Source organism: Limnobacter sp. G6BE5S, from assembly GCF_058448965.1.
This window is the reverse complement of sequence record NZ_JBZFLM010000003.1, coordinates 285,856-302,922: the sequence shown is the minus strand read 5'-3', so window position 1 is coordinate 302,922 and position 17,067 is coordinate 285,856. Positions and strand designations below refer to the sequence as shown.

Sequence of the window (17,067 nt, the reverse complement as noted above, 5' to 3'; positions counted from 1 at the left end):
TATTTCGATTCCCAAACAAAATTTCAAGGGGACTTTAACCATGAAAAAAACTACATTGAAACTCGCCGTTATCACCAGTACCCTGATGTTTTCGGCCTCCGCCATGGCGGTGGGCTTGGGTGTGAACACTGGTGTTGGCGTGAACGCTGAAGTGCCGGGTGTTTCTTTGAACGCCGATGCCAAGGCCAAAGCGGATGCCAATGCAAATGCCAACGCAGATTTGAAAGGCAAATCCAGCGCTGCAGTGAAAGGCGCAAAGTCCAAGGGCAATGAAATGCGCAATGAAGCTGGCGCCATGCATTCTGAAGCAAAAGGCGAAGTTGGTAAGCGCACTGGTCAAGTGGAGTCAGCCGCTGATGTCAAGGCCAATGCCGACGTGAACGCCAACGTGAAAGCCGATGCGAAGGCCAGCGGTAAGGCAAAAGCCGAGAAGAAGTAAACTTCTGTCAAATGTAGTCACCAAAAATGCCCCCTCGGGGGCATTTTTGCTTTTCAGGTTCTCTACACTGTCTCTTTTGTTTCATTGAACGAGTTGTCATGAATTTTGCCAGCGTACAAGAATGGCTCGTCGGCATGGGTGTGCCCCCTGAATTTTTGGCCTACAACACGTGGGTGTACCAGGTTTTCGCGGTGGTTTTTCTCACCCTGTTGGTCAGTTATTCTGTTGGCTTGGTGTTCAATCATTTGGGGCGCCTTGCAGAAAAATCGAACAATCCCTGGGATGATGTATTTCTTGAAAGTGCCCGCAAGCCACTGAAGCTGCTGATTTGGCTGTTGGGTATTTCATGGGCGGCCAAAATTACGCACATGGCAAACAACGCCGAAATTTTCGAATTCATCGATCCCACGCGTCGGGTTGGCATCATTGTGTTGATCACCTGGTTCTTGTTTGGTTTGGCAAAGCGGTTTGAAGTGGCGCTTCAAAACCCCGACCGGATCAAAGAACCGCTTGATGCCACCACCGCGAGCGCAATTGGCAAGTTGCTGCGTGCCTCTATCATCATCACCGCGGTGCTGGTGATTCTTCAAAATATGGGGTTCAGTATTTCAGGCGTGCTTGCCTTTGGTGGCGTGGGCGGTATTGCAGTGGGTTTTGCCGCCAAAGATTTGCTGGCCAATTTTTTTGGGGGTTTAACGGTGTACATGGATCGCCCATTTGTAGTGGGTGATTGGGTGCGTTCACCGGATAAAAACATTGAAGGCACTGTAGAGCACATTGGCTGGCGACTCACCCGCATTCGTACTTTCGACAAACGCCCACTGTACGTGCCCAATGCCACTTTCAGTACCATTTCCCTGGAAAACCCATCGCGTATGACGCACCGTCGAATTCAGGAAACCATTGGTGTGCGTTACGACGACATTGCCCAGGTTAGAGCGATTGCAGACGGTGTGAAACGCATGTTAATTGATCACGACGAAATTGACGACGATCAAACCTTGATTGTGAACCTGAACCAGTTTGGTGGTTCAAGTGTGAATTTGTTGGTGTATACCTTTACCAAAACCACAATTTGGGTGAAGTTCCACGAAGTAAAGCAGGACGTGTTGCTGAAAATCGCCGAGATCATTGAGCAACACGGTGCGGAAATAGCGTTTCCAACCACCACGTTGCATGTGGCCAGTTTGCCTGAACAATTTGCGCAGGCCAGCGTTGCGCCTGGCAAGGTTTAGAGTTTACGGATTTTTTCGAGCGTGGCCGTGGTGCTGCGCTCGTGTTCAAACGCGATAGACAACGCTGTGCCCCCCCAACTTTGAACTTCTTTGGCACCCACCATTTTTTCAACAGGCCAATCGCCGCCTTTCACCAGTACATCGGGTCGGGCCGCCAAAATTGCATTCAATGGGGTGTCTTCTTCGAAGTAGGTGACCAGGGCCACGCATTCCAGCGCCGCCAGCACATACATTCGATCAGCTTGCGTGTTAATGGGGCGGTCTGGGCCTTTGCCCAGGCGTTTGACTGATTCATCCGAGTTCACTGCCACGATCAGGCTTTGGCCTTCTTGCGCAGCCTGGTCAAGGTAAGTGACATGCCCACGGTGCAGCAAATCAAAAACCCCGTTGGTAAATACCACGGGGCCTTTGAGTTGTTTGGCGCGTTCTGCAAGTTCGCTGGGGTGGCACACCTTTTTTTCAAAGCGTGCCGGTTTTCCTGTTGTTGTCATAGTGCAATCAAATCAGGCTGCGTTGCCAACAGGTGGTTCTGTTGCGCCCAAGCGCGCCATCACTTCCTTGCGGTAGCGGTTCAGGTCTTGCACCGATTCAAAGGTGCGTTCAAACAGCAAGCTCATGTTGTGCAAAATGCGGTCAACCACTTTCTTTTCCCAGTCGGCATCAAAGCGAATTTGACCGTCCAGCCAGTTTTCCAGCCAATCGGGATCGGGCAGGCGGCTTTGCACCGTGTCATTGGGGAACAAGTCTTTGTTCACATGCAGGTTGGTGGGGTGCAAAGGCTTTTGGGTGCGGCGAGCCGAAGCCATGAGCACACCAATTTTGCTGAAAGCCGCACGTGCACCATCACCCACTTCGACCAAGGCTTTTTTCATGTAGCGCAGGTAAGCACCGCCGTGGCGGGCTTCGTCGTGGGAAATAATTTTGTAGATCTGCTTGATCACGGGTTCGGTGTGCCAGTCCGAGGCGCAGCGATACCAGTGATTCAGGCGAATTTCGCCGCAAAAATGCAGCATCAGTGTTTCAAGCGGTGGTGCCGGGTCGAACTCAAAGCGCACGGCATGCAGCTCTTCTTCGGTGGGCAGTAAGTCGGGGCGGAAGCGACGCAGGTATTCCATCAGGACCAGCGAGTGTTTCTGCTCTTCAAAAAACCAGATCGACATGAAGGCGGAAAAGTCACTGTCGTGTTTGTTGTCTCGCAAAAACATTTCAGTGGCAGGCAAGGCTGACCACTCGGTAATTGCATTCATTTTGATGGTTTGGGCCTGTTCTTCAGACAACCTGGAGGCATCGAATTGATCCCAATTGATGTCCTTCTCCATGTTCCAACGAACGGATTCCAATGACCTGAATAACTCTGGATACAACATGTTGCTCCACCTTCACTGAATAGATTTGACTTTGTGATTTTAACAAGACATGTCATGAAGCGCATGAAGATTTGGTGACACAAGGCATTTATGTGCACAAGTGTACGCCAAAACCCGCCTGGTTCGGGCTTTTAGCCCGCTTGCTTTTTTAGCCAGCGCATCAGTCCTCCCAACACCGGGATCTTCTCGTAGAGCTCTTCAGCCGTGTCCCAGTAGTCTCTATGGGACTGTACAAGCCCGTTTTGGTTCAACAACAGGTGCGACGAACCCTTGATGCACTGCACCTGCCCGGCCTTGAAGCGCTTCATTTCGAACAGAAAGTCCCAAGCCATGAATACTTGTTGGCCGGATTCAAATGCGGTGTGCACCACAAAGCGTGGGTTGTTGACCTGATGGAACATCTCGCCAAAAATACGTGCGATGTCCTCAACCTGGTTGACTTCGTTGAACGGGTCTTTGAAGTAAGCATCAGCCGCATAAAATTTGGGCATGTCTGCCACTGTTTGCTCAGTGATGTGTTCAAAAAAATCAATCAGCCTGCGCAAGGGTTCAGACAACTGTTGACGATCCAGTGGTGCAAGCCCGCCTGGTTTGCCAGCGGCGTTATTTGCTTTGTTCATGGCCAAGTTCCGCTTTGTTTTTATTGGCAGTCAGCTTGCGCACCGCGGCAAAGTACAGTGAATACGGCAGCACGCGCAAGGTTCTCAGCGAGCGTGTGAATGCCTTGGGGAAGTGAATTTCGAATTCACCTTTCTCAAGGCCTGTGATAATTTCCTGTGCGGCTTTTTCAGCGGTAATCAGGAACGGCATTGGGAAGGTATTTTTGCGGGTCAGTGGGGTGTCCACAAAACCCGGGTTCACCACGCTCACGCCCACGTGGAGTGGTTTTAACTCGACATGCAATGCCTCAGCCAGGTTGATCAGCGCAGCCTTGGTTGGGCCATAGGCCAGTGAATTGGGCAGGCCTCGATAGCCGGCTACACTGGACACGATTGCCAGGTGCCCTGACTTTTGCTCGAGCAATTTGGGCAACGCGTTGGCCAGCACGTACATGGTGCCATTCAGGTTCACGTCGATTTGTTGTTTCACTTTCTCGATGTCGAATTCAGCAACCGACATTTCCGAGTAAGTGCCCGCCATCAACACAATCAAATCCACGCCTCCCCACGCAGCAATGACATTGTCAAATGCCGTTTTCACAGCAGCTTGCTGGGTAATGTCCAGTGGCAGGGCGGTGGCATGTTGCAATTCGCCCGCCAAAGTGGTCAGTTTGTCTGCGCTGCGGGCCGACAACATTTGCTTGCAGCCGAGTTGGTCGAGTTGGCGGGCCAATGCTTCGCCGATACCAGTGGATGCACCCACCAGCCACACCCGTTTGTTTTGCCATTGGGTCAGTTTCGGATTAAAGCTCATGCGATTTCCTTTGTAGTTTGCCGCTCGGTTTTGTACTCAGTCGCGTTTGCGAAAGCTAAGTAATACTTCACCCAGCTCTATACCGAACTTGCTCATGGTGGCACGGTTCAGCATCACCTTGTCGTCCATCTGGTACATCCAGTCGTCGAACTGCACCTCGTAGGTGGTGCCGTCCACGGGCAGCAGCATGGTGTACTTCCATTGAAATGCATTGCCGGAAGTTTCTCCGTTGGCTTGCCCCAATACATCGCCAGCCGTGCCGGTGTATTTGTTGCCGTCTTTTTTCAGCGTCCACACCCGTTTTTGGGTGGTGCCGTCGGAGTAAGTAAAGTCTTCATCCAGCACGCCGGTGTTGCCGTCCCAAGTGCATTTCATCACCACTGTAAACCGCTTCACTACTTTGCCAGATCGGTCCTGAAACACACCCCAGGCGTCAATGGTGCCATTGAAATATTCTTTCAGGTCCAGCACCGGTTTTTCTTGTGCATAGTCGGTGGGTTGCGGGCTTGCGCACGCTGTTAAAACCAGTGCGCCGGCCAAGGCGAAGAAAGCCAGTTGCAGCTTGCGTGCCCATTGTTGTGCGTAAATCATGCAGTACTCCCGATTGCTGTGTTGCTTGTGGTTTGGTTCAGGCTGGCCAGGCCGCTACGGCCCAACAGCACAATGGCCAGAAGCTTCAGTGCACAAGGCACCAAGGCGTACACCCACAGCAGCGGGTCGTTGGCCAATTGTTGTAACAGCCCCATGTTTTGATAGGTCTCGGTTGTTGCCATGTCGGCCGAATAACTGAACCATTGCAAGGTGCCCAGCGCAAAACTGGGTGCCAGCGCCAAATTGAATTTGTTGATCCAGTTCCAAAGTCCGAAATAGGTGCCTTCTGTTTTGCCGCGCTCGCCGTTTTCTTCAATCAAGCGTGCCACCAATGCGGCAGGCAGCGACAGGTCTGCGCCCAATGCAAAGCCAGTGACAATGCACACAAGCAGGTAACCCGCCAGGTCGCCTTCTCCGAGTACGATCACAATGATGAAGGCTGGAATGGACAAAATCATGCCCAAGAGCCATGCCCGAGCCAGGCCGATTTTGCTGGAAAGCCAAACCCAGAATACAGTGGATGCTGCACCCACCAAAAAGTACACAGCAAGCACCCATTGGTCGGAATCGCCCAAACCCAGTCGGTCACGCATGTAAAAAGGCACCAGCGTGGCGGGCAATGCAGCGGCCAGGCCATTGCACAAAAACACACCCATCAGTTTTCGGAAGTTTTGCCTGCGCAAAGGTTGAACAATATCGGCAAACCCCTTGCGGATGGCCGCCAATGCGCCAGCTTGCACATGGTTGAATGTTTGAGCCAGGGCACTTACCGGCTGTTGCGCGCTACGATCGGGTTGGGGTGAAAACTTCAAGAGCAAGAACATGCCTATCACCAGCATCACCGCGAACACCGTGAATATCAGGCCTGCGTTCGTTTCAAGCGCCAACGACACGGCGAACACCACACCCAGAATGCCCACGCCTTCACGCACCGCCACGTACGTTGACCGTTCCTTGTCGGTGTGGCCCAATTCTGCCCCCCAGGCTTGGTAGGCAATGCTGGCAAAGCTGTAGCCCAGGTGCACCACAATCAAACTCACCATCAGGCTGGCTGCGTATTCAGTCGGGTTGCTACCCAAGGGAAAAAATACACCCGCCATACCCAGCAACAGCAAAGGCACCGCAAGCAGCAGGGGAAGGGCGTACCGGTTGCCCTGGCCGCTGCGGCGATCCACCCACAAACCAATTGCGGGGTCGAGTACAGCATCGAGCAGGCGTGACAACAACAAAATAATGCCCACCCATGCCGATGGAACTTCGTAAATTCGGGAGTACAGGTAGGGCACCTGAATATAGATGGGTACTGCCACGGCGCCCAAGGCCCAGCCCAGAAGGCCGTAATTCAGCAGGTCTTTGGCGCTGGTTCGGGGCATTGGGTTCATGTCGGCGGGGCCGTGATTAACGCTTCAAGCCAATCAGTTCGCGGCGCATTTCGGGCGCAGAGGTTTTTGGGTCCAACCAAATGCCCATGAACGCCTCGGCCAGTTCCGGGTCATCTACTTTGGCCAGGGGCAGGCCATTGCGAAAAAACAGTACGCCTTTGCCGGGCGTGAATAGCGCACTCAAGGTGTGCCCCTTTTCCACATTTGGAAAGATTGATGTCAACTTCACCAGCCAACCCTGGCGTTGCACCTCGGTGCCCGCGCCAATTTCTTCCATTTCCTCAATGCTGCGTTCGGCAATGTCGCTGCCATCAAAGTCTCTGGCATATTTCAGTTCAAGCCATGCGGGGTCGCGCTTGTAGTTGAATCCTTCGGGGTCGGTGTTGGACCACAATTGGCCGTCGTAAACACGCAGGCCAAACCAGCGAAGCGTGCCATGGCCCATCCGTTTCGCGTTCTCAATGGTTTGAATGACTTGTTTGGGCGGCGCATTCAAATTGCTGTTGGCCAGGGCCAGCGGCGCTGTGCCCAGCAAGGTCAGGCCTAGCAAAACATGTTGAATGAACTGGGCCGGGAACAACTTCATTGGTTTTCCACCTTCTCGAGGTAAAACTGGATGACATCGGTGCTTTCATATTCAAAGCCAGCTTCGCAGTAGGCCAAATAAAATTCCCAGGTGCGAATGAACGGATCGTCAAAGCCCTGATTTTTTACTTGCTCCAGCGTTTTCATGAACTGAGAGCGCCAGCGACGCAATGTCTCGGCATAGTCTTTCCCGAAGGCTTTTTCCGACACCACGCGCAATCCATGCTTTTCTGCCATGGCTCTGAATTTTGCGGGTGAAGGCAACATGCCGCCCGGGAAAATATACTGTTGAATAAAGTCCGTGCCTTTGCGATAACGGTCAAACAGCTCGTCTTGAATCACAATGGTTTGAATTGCAGCTTTGCCACCTTTCTTCAGCAAGCGATTTACCGACTGGAAGTAGGCGGGCCAATATTCTTCGCCCACCGCTTCAAACATTTCAATGGATGCTATGTGGTCGAATTGGCCACGGCAATCCCTGTAATCCTGAAGACGGAAATCGGCCTGCTCAGCAAAACCCTGTTTTGCCAAACGCGCTTTGGCAAAAGCCAGTTGTTCAGTCGACAGGGTCAAACCGACCAGGCTGGCACCTGCTGCGCATGCTTTCTCGGCGAATCCGCCCCAGCCACATCCAATTTCCAGAACCTGCTCGCCAGTCTTGGGTGTCAGGTAATTCAACATGGCTTCGTATTTGGCATGCTGCGCTTGTTCCAGGCTCAGGCTGGTGTTGCCGTCAAAAAGGGCGCTGGAATAAGTCATTGTGGGGTCTAGCCACAATTGGTAGAACGGGTTGCCCAAGTCGTAGTGGGCATGGATGTTTTTCTTGGCCTGGGCCTTGGTGTTGCGATTCAACAAATGTTTGATTTTGTAAGCAATACTGCCCAGGAAACTGCCATAAATCACTGTTTCCACTGCTTTGCGGTTTTCAAGAAACACGCCCAATACCGAAGCAATGTCATGTGTTTCCCACTCGCCTGCAATGTAGGCTTCGGCAAAACCAATGTCACCCGCTTTCAGTGCGCGCTGGCATACAGCCCACGAGTTCAGTTTGATTTTCGCACTGGGTTGGTCTTCTTCGCCCCCAAACAGCAGGTGCACGCCTTCAGGAGTCACAATCTCCAGGCGTCCCTTCTTGAGTTTGGTCAGCAATTTCAGGGTCCACTGTGCCGATGACGGTGCATGGCTGGGCAGTTGAAACTGGGAAAAAGTAATGGCTTGAGTCATGCTTCGAGTTCAGTCTGCGTAATTGTTTGACGGGGTGGGGCAGGCTTGCCATGAAACTTCGCGCCTTTAAACAGCAGTTTCACCGCTTGCCAATGAATTTTTGCGATTACAGCCAATGTAAACCAGCCGTATTTCAATAAGGTTTTACCCCAGAGCAGGGTGTTTGGATGCATCAGTTCGCCGCTAACACTCGTGCTGAGCTGTTGAATGGGACCTTCAAAGTAGTTGATTCGCGCCATGGTTCGGTTCGCACTGCTGGCAAACCTGAACTCGTAACGCCCTGAAACCGGGAAGAAAGGCGAAACGTGAAATTCCTTCCTGGCATGCAACAACATGCCCTTGTTCAGTGGTGCCTGGCTTTCAGGTGCAGTGAGCAAGTAAAAATGCCGTTCACCAAAGGTGTTGTTCACCTCGCACATCACAGCGCGACACTGTTGTGCTTCATCGTGAAAGTACCAAAAGCTGACTGGGTTGAATACATAGCCAAATACTTTGGGAAAGGTGTGCAAATGCACTTCACCTTGAAGCGATCTGCCTGTTTTTGCCTCAACTTTGGACACCAGTTCAGTCACAAACTCAGGAAACTTCAGTGCGTGGGATTCAAATCCATAATTGCTGGCAGACACCGACACCAAACCCCGACCATCGATCACTGGGTAAGCGTGCGCTGGTTTTGGTTCATGCTGGGTCGAGAATGTCAGGCGCACAAAGCACGCGCCCGTGGTAAAGCCATTGGGCTTGGGAAGTGACCGGTGATGTTTCACCAGGCCCCAAGCCAGTTTTACATTGCTGAGTTGAAAACGCTCTTGCGCCATCAAGCTGCCTTCTGTTTGATTTTCGCCAGTTTGTCGATCAACGCACGCGCTGCATTCAAGCCCGAAGTGTGACCATCTTCGTGGAAACCATATTTCATCCACGCACCTGCCAAGTAGACATTGTTCAAGCCTTGAAGTTCGCTTAAGACCTGTTGTGCTTGAACCGCCGGCACATCGAACACTGGGTGAGAGTAATGAATTTCCCGAAATACCTGCTTCGCGTCAGGTTGAATAATCGGGTTCAAGGTCACAAAAATCGGCTTTTCAACAGGCAGGGGTTGTAGCAAGTTGCTCCAATAGGTCACCGACACGCTCGGTTGCGGATTCAGCACATCGCTCAAGTAATTCCACGATGACCAGGTACTCCGTGTTTTGGGCATCAGCTTCACGTCGGTGTGCAGATAGGCCACGTTCGGCTGGTACTTAATGTGTTGCAACTGCGCCTTTTGCAGGTCGTTGCCTTTCAGCATGCCCAGCGCCTCATCACTGTGGCAGGCCACGATGACATAGTCAAACTCCTGCTCGCCCAGCTTTGTCTTCACGGCGGGTTTTGTGCCCGTGGTGTCAACTTCAAGTACGGGTGTGTTCGAGTGGACCAAATCGACGAAAGGCAATATTTTTTGCACGTAATTGCGTGCCCCGTTTTTCACGGTGAACCATTTGGGCCGGTCGTTGACTTGCAGCAAACCATGGTTGTGGCAAAACTGAATGAACGTGGCTAGCGGAAAGGCCAGCATTTGCTCACTGGGGCAAGACCATATGGCCGCTGCCATGGGTATCAAATACCAGTCGCGGAATTCTGCACTGTATTTTTCTTCAACCAGATAATCACCAAGGTGCATTTTTGCCTTGCTCTGGAAAAGAGCGGCTCGACCTGCATCAGCCACCATGGCGGTTGCTTCTTTGTTGAAGCGCACAATGTCCAACAACATGCGCAGAAAGCGCGGGCGCAACAAATTGCGGCGCTGCGCAAATACAGTATTCAGGTTGGTGCCAGCCCATTCAATGTTCAGCTCGGGCAAACATACTGAAAAAGACATGTCCGATTCCACGGTTTCAACCGCCAACTCATCGAACAAGCGGATCAGGTTGGGGTAGGTGCGCTCGTTGTAAACCAGAAAACCGGTGTCCACGGCAACCTGCTTGCCTTCCACTTCAATATCAACCGTGTTGGTGTGGCCGCCAATGTACGCATTGGCCTCAAACAGGGTGGTGTGTGCATGGTCTCGTAGCGCATAAGCGGCTGTAAGACCGGAAATACCACCACCTACAATGGCGACTTTCGGCAGCAGTTCTTTTGAATTCTTGGTCATTTGTACTCGGTGTTGAAAAAAGGCAAGGGTTTTTACCAGCATCCTAACCTTTTATTTACTGCAGTAAATGAATTTGACCCCGGCTTTTGAAGCCAGGGCCAACTAACCTCTTACTTCTTACTTTTCTTGACGTTTGTCCTCTTCTATCCAGGCCACCGCAGAATGATTGTGGATCGATTCAAAGTTTTCACTTTCAATTCGATAGGCCATAACCTTTTTGCTGGCTCTCAAACGAATGGCCACGTCGCGCACCAAGTCTTCAACAAATTTCGGATTGTCGTACGCGCGCTCGGTCACATATTTCTCGTCAGGGCGCTTGAGCAAGCCCCACAGTTCGCAAGAGGCCGATTCTTCCGCCATGCGGATCAGTTCTTCCACCGCAATGCCGTCTGCCACCAAAGCCCGAATTGTGATGTGACTACGCTGGTTGTGAGCACCGTACTCGGAAATCTTTTTGGAGCAAGGACATAAGCTGGTCACTGGAACCACCACGGTCATGAACACATCCGTGGACTTGCCGTTGTTGTCCGCTTCAAGCGTGACTTCATAATCCAGCAAACTTGCAACACCCGAGACGGGTGCCACCTTGCGCACGAAGTAGGGAAACTTCATGGTAATGGTGCCCGCGCTCGAATCAAGTCGTTGAAGCATGTCATGCATCATTTGCCTCATGCCTTGCGGGGTCAGTGCGCTTTCTTGCGATTGCAAAATTTCCAGAAAGCGCGACATGTGGGTGCCTTTTACATCGCCGGGCAAAAATACCGACATGTCAATCGTGGCCACAGAGGGCTGGGGGCCTTCTAATGTTTCAACGATGATCGGGTGTTTGATCGCACGTACGCCGACACGCTGTATGGCAATGTTTCGCTTGTCTGCGCGTGATTGTTCGTCAGGTAAAAATAATCCATCCGGTGCATTCATGATGAAGCGCTCCAATAATAATTACTGCTTGGTGATTGGATGTGCATCGAGTGCACGGCGTATTGCCTGTGTAACCTCAGGGCTGGTTGGTGAAACATTGCTTTTAAATGTCTCCACGACTTGTCCTTGTCGGTTAATCAGGTATTTGTGGAAATTCCAGCCGGGCTGTTGTCCGCTGGCTTGGGCCAATTGTTTGTAAAACGGGTTGGCCGATTCCCCTTTCACCACGGTTTTTGCAAACATCGGGAATTTCACCCCGAAGGTGTTGTTGCAAAAAGCCGCAATTTCTTGGTTTGATTTGTATTCCTGATTACCAAAATCGCTCGATGGAAAACCCACCACGCTAAAGCCTTTTTCCTTGTACTGCCGGTGTACTTTTTCGAGTTCCTCATATTGGCCAGTAAAACCACAGAAACTTGCCGTATTCACCACTAACAGCACTTGTCCCTTGAAATCGCAAAGGGAAAGCATCTTCTCGTCTTGAAGCCTTGGGAATTGGTGATTTAACAACGCTGGGCATTGTTGGCCAGACAACGCCTGAGCCGAGTTCCACAGCAAAATGCCAAACATCGCGATTGTCACGACCGCAAACCGGTGCACAAGGTTTACCCGGACTGGACTAGACAGACGCTTGTCTTTACAATGCATAAATTCCACTTGAATGTCTCTATATGTGTGGTTAAATCTCAGCCAATATGCTAATTTGATTAGTAATCAAGCTTTGAGTTCCATTATTATTCGTTCAGTGTGGCAAGTCAATTTGTCTAGGACAAAACAAAGATGTTGAAGTTTCACCGTGGTCAGGTTCAGGTATGAATGAGCGTGCAGATTTAAGCCAACCCTCATTTTCAATTGCAGCAGTCGAGCGGGACACCGGCTTGCCCAAAGACACCTTGCGTGTTTGGGAGAAACGCTACAACTTTCCCCAACCTGGGCGCGATTCCTTCGGCGAGCGCATTTACTCGATCGATCAGGTTGAAAAGCTTCGCGTCATCAAGCGCCTTCTGGATGGCGGCCACCGCCCCGGAAAAATCATAGGTTTAAGCATCGATGAGTTGGTCAAGCTGGCTGAAGTCAGCAGTGCCGGCACTCGCATGAATGTGGCGCCAGACAGTCTCGATGAACTGAACGGCTACATGGAATTGATCAAGCGACACGACGCCGAGGAGTTTCGACAGACCATGTCGCGCCTTGCACTCACCATGGGTTTGCGCCGTTTTGTGGTTGAGGTGGTGGCTCCGCTTAATGCGATGGTGGGCGATGCTTGGGCGCGTGGTTACTTTGAAATTTTCGAAGAACACATTTATACCGAAACCATTCAAGTTGTGTTGCGCAATGCCTTGAACACCATTCCCTCCACGCGCAAAGGCCCCAGGGTGTTGTTAACCACCCTGCCCAATGAGCTGCATGGCTTGGGTTTGTTGATGGCGGAATGTATTTTTTCAATGGAAGGCGCACAGTGCGTTTCCTTGGGAACTCAAACGCCAACGTATGACATTGTGTTGGCCGCCCGAGCCCAGAATATCAACATTGTGGCCTTGTCTTTCTCTGTCATTCAAAGCTCGCCTGCGGTGCTCGAGGCCGTTGCCGAGTTGCGAGAGAAATTGCCACCAATGGTTGAAATCTGGTGTGGCGGTTCTTCGACAGCCTTGCGCAAAAAGCCCTCCGAGGACTTTGTATTGCTCTCCAGCCTGGAGTCCATCAGCGAGTCGATTGCCGATTGGCGCCTGCGCAATAAATTCAGTCAACAGTAAGTGTTGTGGCCAGTAAGCAGCAGTCGTACAAGGGCAACAAATCGTATTTGCCCAGCAAGCCTTGCGTGGCTTGCGGCAAGGAAATGACTTGGCGAAAAAACTGGGCCAAGAATTGGGATGAAGTGAAGTATTGTTCAGACGCCTGCCGCAAGGCAGCCCCAAAAAAGCAGTAGTCAATAATATGAGCAGCAAAGTCAAAGCAGTGGTGGTGTTGGGCGATCAGCTCGACCTTCAAAATCCGGCACTCCTGGCCAACCCTCCCGAATCAGCCGAAGTCCTTATGGTGGAATCACCGGTTGAGTCAACCGTGGTGTGGGTTCACAAGGTACGTATCGCCTTGTTTCTCAGTGCCATGCGCCACTTTGCTGAAGAATTGCGCAAAGCCGGCTACACCGTTCACTACCGCAAACTTGGCGACACCGGTCAAAACAACTTGGTGCAGGAAATTGCTGCGTTGTGCAAACAGCATGGCTTGACCAGTGTGGACATGGCTGAACCCGGCGAATGGCGACTGGAGCAGGAATTTTTAAAGCTGGCCAAGTCCGAAAACCTGAAACTTCGCATGCTGGAAGACACGCATTATTTGTGTAGCCGTGCAGAGTTTGCGAGATGGGCCAGCGGCTACAAGCAAATGCGCATGGAATACTTTTATCGGGAAATGCGAAAGCGCACGGGTGTACTCATGGATGGCGGTGAGCCAGCCGGTGGCAAATGGAACTATGATGCCGACAATCGCAGTGCGTTTCCAAAAGCTGGCCCCGGCAACATTACGCCCCCTGAGTTTTTTGAGCCTGATGAAATAACCCACGCCGTGTTTTCTGAGGTTGAAGCAAACTTTCCGGATCACCCCGGCACGCTGAAAAACTTCGCTTGGCCGGTAACACGCGCGCAGGCCTTGCAGGCGCTTGATACATTCATCGAACATCGATTTTCAAATTTCGGGTCTTATCAGGACGCCATGTGGACCAACACGCCATTTGGCTGGCATTCCTTGGTGTCGAGTGCTATCAACTTGCATTTGCTGCATCCACTTGAAGTGATTCAAAAAGCAGAGGCTGCATACCGCGCAGGCAAGGTGGATGTGGCCAGTGCGGAAGGATTCATCCGTCAAATTCTGGGCTGGCGCGAATTCATGCGCGGTGTGTATTGGCTCGACATGCCCAAGATGCGTGAGGACAACTTTCTGCAGGCTAATCACAACTTGCCCAAGTGGTTCTGGACCGGGCAAACCCACATGAATTGCCTGAAAGATTCCATTGGTCAAACGCTTGATTATGGCTACGCGCACCACATTCAACGCTTGATGGTGATTGGTAATTTTGCCTTGTTGGCCGGTATTGTTCCCCAACAGGTCGAAGACTGGTTTCTTGCCGTGTACGTGGATGCCGTGGAGTGGGTTGAACTACCCAACGTGGCAGGCATGGCTTTGTTTGCCAATGGTGGGCGATTTACCAGCAAGCCTTACATTGCATCGGGTGCATACATCAAACGCATGAGCAACTATTGCACTGGTTGCAAATACAACCCGACCGAAAAAATCGGCGACAAGGCTTGCCCGTTCACAACGCTGTATTGGGGCTTTCTGGATCAGCATGAAAAAATGCTGTCGGCCAACCCGCGTACAGGTCTGATGGCCAAGAACATCGCGCGGCTGGATGATGCCCAACGCACTGCACTTCGGGAAAAAGTGGCCGACACCTTCAAGAATATTGAACAACTGTAAGCGCCTGCTTTGCTAAGGTTAAGGCTGGTTGTTGCAATTCAAGGAGTACACACATGGGTTTGCTTGTAGATGGTCAGTGGCATGACAAGTGGTATGACACCAGTTCCAGTGGTGGCAAATTTCAGCGCGAAAGTGCGCAACTTCGCAACTGGGTAACCGCCGATGGCAGTGCCGGGCCAACAGGCGCGGGCGGCTTCAAGGCTGAAAGTGGTCGATATCATCTTTATGTGTCTTTGGCCTGCCCTTGGGCGCACCGCACACTCATTTTCCGAAAACTGAAAAATCTTGAAAGTCACATTGGCGTGTCGGTGGTCAGCCCTGACATGCTCAGCAACGGCTGGACCTTCAATGCCGATGAGGCTAGCACGGGCGACGCCCTGTTCAACAGTGACTTCATGCATCAAATTTACACACGCCACAAACGCGATTATTCGGGGCGTGTCACTGTGCCTGTGTTGTGGTGTAAAAAAACGAATCAAATTGTCAGCAATGAATCGTCGGAAATCATTCGTATGTTCAATTCCGCATTCAATGAAATGACAGGGAACAGCGACGATTATTACCCCGAGCACTTGCGTACGATGATCGATCGCGTCAACGGCCTGGTGTACGACAACATCAACAACGGTGTGTACCGTGCCGGTTTTGCAACCACACAGGGCGCCTACGAAGAAGCCTACAACGGCGTGTTCATGGCACTCGATTCAATTGAGAAAATTCTTGAGAACAACCGCTTTTTGGTGGGTGCTCAAATCACCGAGGCTGATTGGCGTTTGTTCACCACCCTGATTCGTTTTGATGCCGTATACCACGGCCATTTCAAATGCAATCGACAACGGCTTGAGGATTTTCCGAACATTTCCAATTATGTGCGCGAGTTGTACCAGTGGCCCGGTGTTGCCGAAACAGTCGATTTTTATCACATCAAGCGGCATTACTATTACAGCCACGACATGATCAACCCAACCCGGGTTGTGCCTGCCGGTCCGTCAATTGATTACACGCGTGAGCACAACCGCACCCGTTTGCCCTCAAGCCACTTGGCTTGATTCGGTGGTAATCTTGGGCAACATTGATTTCTGTGTTGCCCATGGCCTTTCACCCCAAACTAAAAGGTTTTCAGACTGACTCCGTGATCGCACAACTACCGCCTACTGTGCAGGTTTATGTGGTCGGCGGTGCCGTTCGTGATGCCTTAATGGGCCGTACCAGCAGCGATCGAGACTGGGTTGTTGTCGGCGCCACTGTAGACAATATGCTGGTTGCAGGATTCACGCCAGTCGGTGCAGATTTTCCCGTGTTTCTTCACCCTGTGAGCAAAGAAGAATACGCCTTGGCCCGCACCGAGCGAAAAAGTGGCCATGGTTACAAGGGTTTCACCTTTCACGCAGACCCTTCGGTCACCCTGGAAGAAGACTTGGCGCGGCGCGATTTCACCGTGAACGCCATGGCCATGAGTGCGACTGGTGCGCTGGTCGATCCGTTCAATGGCGTTCAGGATCTTCAGAACAAATTGATGCGCCATGTCAGCAGCGCTTTTACTGAAGACCCGCTGCGCGTGCTTCGATTGGCACGTTTTCTCGCGCGTTTTCTTGATTTCTCAGTGGCTGAAGAAACAATGGCCCTGTGCGGCGAACTGCGCGACAGTGGCGAGTTGAAACACTTGGTGGCTGAGCGCATTTACGCTGAGCTGCACAAAGGCATGGGCGAAGAAAAGCCTTCGCGAATGCTGAAGTTGATTGGTAAATTAAATGCCTGGGGCGAACTGGCCCCAAGCTGTCAGGTGCCGTTTTCCGGCTTCGATAAACCCGAGTACGATCGCTTGAACGGTTTGCACAATGCCGAGGACCGTTGGGTGTATTCACTGGGGTTTTTCCTGAATCCTGCTCAAATCAAGTCCCTTGCCAAAGCATGGCGTTTGCCCCGCGATACCGAGGACTTGGCAGTGGTTGCGTCGATTAGTCATGCTTTCGCGCAGCAAGCTCATTTTGATGCCGCTGCGACAGGCCAGTTTTTTAATCGGGTGGATGTATTTCGCAAGCCAGCACGTTTGCAACAAGTGAACCGCCTGATTCAACACTTGCTCGGTGACAGTCCATTAAGCCAATGTGTAGATCATGCTGTGGCAGAAGTGGAACAGGGGCATTACAAAGCTTTCCTTGGTGATAAAATCGCCAATGTTCAAGCAGGCGAGCCAGTGGCGCAAGTGGCCGCTAAAGCACGCCAGGCTTGGGTTAATGCATTGCATTCCAGATTTTTTTGATTCTTCGATCGGGGGTGGCCCCATCTTCTTGCTTGAACCTTT

The 17,067-nt window shown here is 51.6% G+C and carries 19 protein-coding genes; 7 read left to right on the top strand and 12 right to left on the bottom strand.

Going from position 1 to position 17,067, the window contains the following annotated elements; genetic code table 11:
* The first annotated feature begins 40 nt into the window (after nucleotides 1–40).
* Both ACVL1J_RS07160 and ACVL1J_RS07155 read left to right on the top strand, forming a co-directional pair.
* Entirely contained in the window at nucleotides 41–439 is a 399-nt protein-coding gene (locus tag ACVL1J_RS07160) for a hypothetical protein (RefSeq protein WP_159571973.1), read from the top strand.
* Nucleotides 440–537: 98 nt separating this feature from the next.
* Entirely contained in the window at nucleotides 538–1,674 is a 1,137-nt protein-coding gene (locus tag ACVL1J_RS07155) for a mechanosensitive ion channel family protein (RefSeq protein WP_159571976.1), read from the top strand.
* Here the strand turns inward: ACVL1J_RS07155 and rfaE2 are convergent.
* The 12 genes from rfaE2 to ACVL1J_RS07095 form a co-directional block, all read right to left on the bottom strand.
* Nucleotides 1,671–2,165 (bottom strand): D-glycero-beta-D-manno-heptose 1-phosphate adenylyltransferase, encoded by a 495-nt coding sequence (rfaE2, locus tag ACVL1J_RS07150; protein WP_159571979.1) that lies wholly within the window; start codon nucleotides 2,163–2,165, stop codon nucleotides 1,671–1,673. The genes ACVL1J_RS07155 and rfaE2 overlap by 4 nt on opposite strands.
* Nucleotides 2,166–2,177: 12 nt before the next feature.
* The gene (locus ACVL1J_RS07145; protein ID WP_159571982.1) at nucleotides 2,178–3,041 is read right to left on the bottom strand and encodes a ferritin family protein; all 864 of its coding nucleotides are present in this window, start codon (nucleotides 3,039–3,041) and stop codon (nucleotides 2,178–2,180) included.
* A gap of 131 nt (nucleotides 3,042–3,172) precedes the next feature.
* The gene (locus ACVL1J_RS07140) at nucleotides 3,173–3,661 is read right to left on the bottom strand and encodes a nuclear transport factor 2 family protein (RefSeq protein ID WP_341236779.1); all 489 of its coding nucleotides are present in this window, start codon (nucleotides 3,659–3,661) and stop codon (nucleotides 3,173–3,175) included.
* Nucleotides 3,645–4,454 carry an SDR family NAD(P)-dependent oxidoreductase gene (locus ACVL1J_RS07135; RefSeq protein ID WP_341236780.1) on the bottom strand — a complete coding sequence of 270 codons (810 nt, stop codon included), beginning with the start codon at nucleotides 4,452–4,454 and terminating at the stop codon, nucleotides 3,645–3,647. The genes ACVL1J_RS07140 and ACVL1J_RS07135 overlap by 17 nt, the downstream gene beginning before the upstream one ends.
* A 36-nt stretch (nucleotides 4,455–4,490) precedes the next feature.
* Nucleotides 4,491–5,045, bottom strand: a complete 555-nt coding sequence (locus ACVL1J_RS07130) for a DUF3833 domain-containing protein (protein WP_341236781.1) — start codon at nucleotides 5,043–5,045, stop codon at nucleotides 4,491–4,493.
* Nucleotides 5,042–6,418: an MFS transporter gene (locus ACVL1J_RS07125; RefSeq protein ID WP_491665228.1), complete on the bottom strand. Its 1,377-nt coding sequence runs from the start codon at nucleotides 6,416–6,418 to the stop codon at nucleotides 5,042–5,044. The genes ACVL1J_RS07130 and ACVL1J_RS07125 overlap by 4 nt, the downstream gene beginning before the upstream one ends.
* A gap of 25 nt (nucleotides 6,419–6,443) precedes the next feature.
* Nucleotides 6,444–7,013: a chalcone isomerase family protein gene (locus tag ACVL1J_RS07120; protein WP_341236782.1), complete on the bottom strand. Its 570-nt coding sequence runs from the start codon at nucleotides 7,011–7,013 to the stop codon at nucleotides 6,444–6,446.
* Nucleotides 7,010–8,236, bottom strand: a complete 1,227-nt coding sequence (locus tag ACVL1J_RS07115; RefSeq protein ID WP_341236783.1) for a class I SAM-dependent methyltransferase — start codon at nucleotides 8,234–8,236, stop codon at nucleotides 7,010–7,012. Before ACVL1J_RS07115 ends, ACVL1J_RS07120 begins: the two co-directional genes overlap by 4 nt.
* Nucleotides 8,233–9,051, bottom strand: a complete 819-nt coding sequence (locus tag ACVL1J_RS07110) for a DUF1365 domain-containing protein (RefSeq protein ID WP_394672894.1) — start codon at nucleotides 9,049–9,051, stop codon at nucleotides 8,233–8,235. Before ACVL1J_RS07110 ends, ACVL1J_RS07115 begins: the two co-directional genes overlap by 4 nt.
* Entirely contained in the window at nucleotides 9,051–10,364 is a 1,314-nt protein-coding gene (locus ACVL1J_RS07105; protein ID WP_159572005.1) for an NAD(P)/FAD-dependent oxidoreductase, read from the bottom strand. The genes ACVL1J_RS07110 and ACVL1J_RS07105 overlap by 1 nt, the downstream gene beginning before the upstream one ends.
* A gap of 117 nt (nucleotides 10,365–10,481) precedes the next feature.
* Nucleotides 10,482–11,285 carry a GTP cyclohydrolase FolE2 gene (folE2, locus tag ACVL1J_RS07100; protein WP_491665227.1) on the bottom strand — a complete coding sequence of 268 codons (804 nt, stop codon included), beginning with the start codon at nucleotides 11,283–11,285 and terminating at the stop codon, nucleotides 10,482–10,484.
* 21 nt (nucleotides 11,286–11,306) lie between these two features.
* On the bottom strand, nucleotides 11,307–11,867 hold the full coding sequence (locus tag ACVL1J_RS07095; protein ID WP_491665226.1) for a glutathione peroxidase: 561 nt from the start codon (nucleotides 11,865–11,867) through the stop codon (nucleotides 11,307–11,309).
* 230 nt (nucleotides 11,868–12,097) lie between these two features.
* Here ACVL1J_RS07095 and ACVL1J_RS07090 point away from each other — a divergent pair, with 230 nt between their 5' ends.
* From ACVL1J_RS07090 to ACVL1J_RS07070, 5 genes are read left to right on the top strand one after another with little or no spacing between them, the layout of a single operon-like run.
* Nucleotides 12,098–13,039: a MerR family transcriptional regulator gene (locus ACVL1J_RS07090; RefSeq protein WP_341236786.1), complete on the top strand. Its 942-nt coding sequence runs from the start codon at nucleotides 12,098–12,100 to the stop codon at nucleotides 13,037–13,039.
* 5 nt (nucleotides 13,040–13,044) lie between these two features.
* Nucleotides 13,045–13,212, top strand: coding sequence for a DUF2256 domain-containing protein (locus ACVL1J_RS07085; RefSeq protein WP_159572013.1), 168 nt, complete (start codon nucleotides 13,045–13,047; stop codon nucleotides 13,210–13,212).
* Between the two features lie 8 nt (nucleotides 13,213–13,220).
* Nucleotides 13,221–14,762 carry a cryptochrome/photolyase family protein gene (locus ACVL1J_RS07080; protein WP_341236787.1) on the top strand — a complete coding sequence of 514 codons (1,542 nt, stop codon included), beginning with the start codon at nucleotides 13,221–13,223 and terminating at the stop codon, nucleotides 14,760–14,762.
* A 53-nt stretch (nucleotides 14,763–14,815) separates the two neighbouring features.
* Complete coding sequence (locus tag ACVL1J_RS07075) at nucleotides 14,816–15,811, top strand: glutathione S-transferase family protein (protein ID WP_341236788.1); 996 nt, start codon at nucleotides 14,816–14,818, stop codon at nucleotides 15,809–15,811.
* Between the two features lie 41 nt (nucleotides 15,812–15,852).
* Nucleotides 15,853–17,025, top strand: coding sequence for a tRNA nucleotidyltransferase/poly(A) polymerase-related protein (locus tag ACVL1J_RS07070; RefSeq protein WP_491665225.1), 1,173 nt, complete (start codon nucleotides 15,853–15,855; stop codon nucleotides 17,023–17,025).
* Nucleotides 17,026–17,067 lie beyond the last annotated feature (42 nt).

Coding starts and splice junctions, on each gene's coding strand:
- ACVL1J_RS07080 (WP_341236787.1), top strand. CDS start 13,221: ATGAGCAGCAAAGTCAAAGCAGTGGTGGTGTTGGGCGATCAGCTCGAC.
- ACVL1J_RS07140 (WP_341236779.1), bottom strand. CDS start 3,661: ATGAACAAAGCAAATAACGCCGCTGGCAAACCAGGCGGGCTTGCACCA.
- ACVL1J_RS07070 (WP_491665225.1), top strand. CDS start 15,853: ATGGCCTTTCACCCCAAACTAAAAGGTTTTCAGACTGACTCCGTGATC.
- ACVL1J_RS07105 (WP_159572005.1), bottom strand. CDS start 10,364: ATGACCAAGAATTCAAAAGAACTGCTGCCGAAAGTCGCCATTGTAGGT.
- ACVL1J_RS07130 (WP_341236781.1), bottom strand. CDS start 5,045: ATGATTTACGCACAACAATGGGCACGCAAGCTGCAACTGGCTTTCTTC.
- ACVL1J_RS07125 (WP_491665228.1), bottom strand. CDS start 6,418: ATGCCCCGAACCAGCGCCAAAGACCTGCTGAATTACGGCCTTCTGGGC.
- rfaE2 (WP_159571979.1), bottom strand. CDS start 2,165: ATGACAACAACAGGAAAACCGGCACGCTTTGAAAAAAAGGTGTGCCAC.
- ACVL1J_RS07075 (WP_341236788.1), top strand. CDS start 14,816: ATGGGTTTGCTTGTAGATGGTCAGTGGCATGACAAGTGGTATGACACC.
- ACVL1J_RS07120 (WP_341236782.1), bottom strand. CDS start 7,013: ATGAAGTTGTTCCCGGCCCAGTTCATTCAACATGTTTTGCTAGGCCTG.
- ACVL1J_RS07135 (WP_341236780.1), bottom strand. CDS start 4,454: ATGAGCTTTAATCCGAAACTGACCCAATGGCAAAACAAACGGGTGTGG.
- ACVL1J_RS07155 (WP_159571976.1), top strand. CDS start 538: ATGAATTTTGCCAGCGTACAAGAATGGCTCGTCGGCATGGGTGTGCCC.
- ACVL1J_RS07145 (WP_159571982.1), bottom strand. CDS start 3,041: ATGTTGTATCCAGAGTTATTCAGGTCATTGGAATCCGTTCGTTGGAAC.
- ACVL1J_RS07160 (WP_159571973.1), top strand. CDS start 41: ATGAAAAAAACTACATTGAAACTCGCCGTTATCACCAGTACCCTGATG.
- ACVL1J_RS07110 (WP_394672894.1), bottom strand. CDS start 9,051: ATGGCGCAAGAGCGTTTTCAACTCAGCAATGTAAAACTGGCTTGGGGC.
- ACVL1J_RS07090 (WP_341236786.1), top strand. CDS start 12,098: ATGAATGAGCGTGCAGATTTAAGCCAACCCTCATTTTCAATTGCAGCA.
- ACVL1J_RS07115 (WP_341236783.1), bottom strand. CDS start 8,236: ATGACTCAAGCCATTACTTTTTCCCAGTTTCAACTGCCCAGCCATGCA.
- folE2 (WP_491665227.1), bottom strand. CDS start 11,285: ATGAATGCACCGGATGGATTATTTTTACCTGACGAACAATCACGCGCA.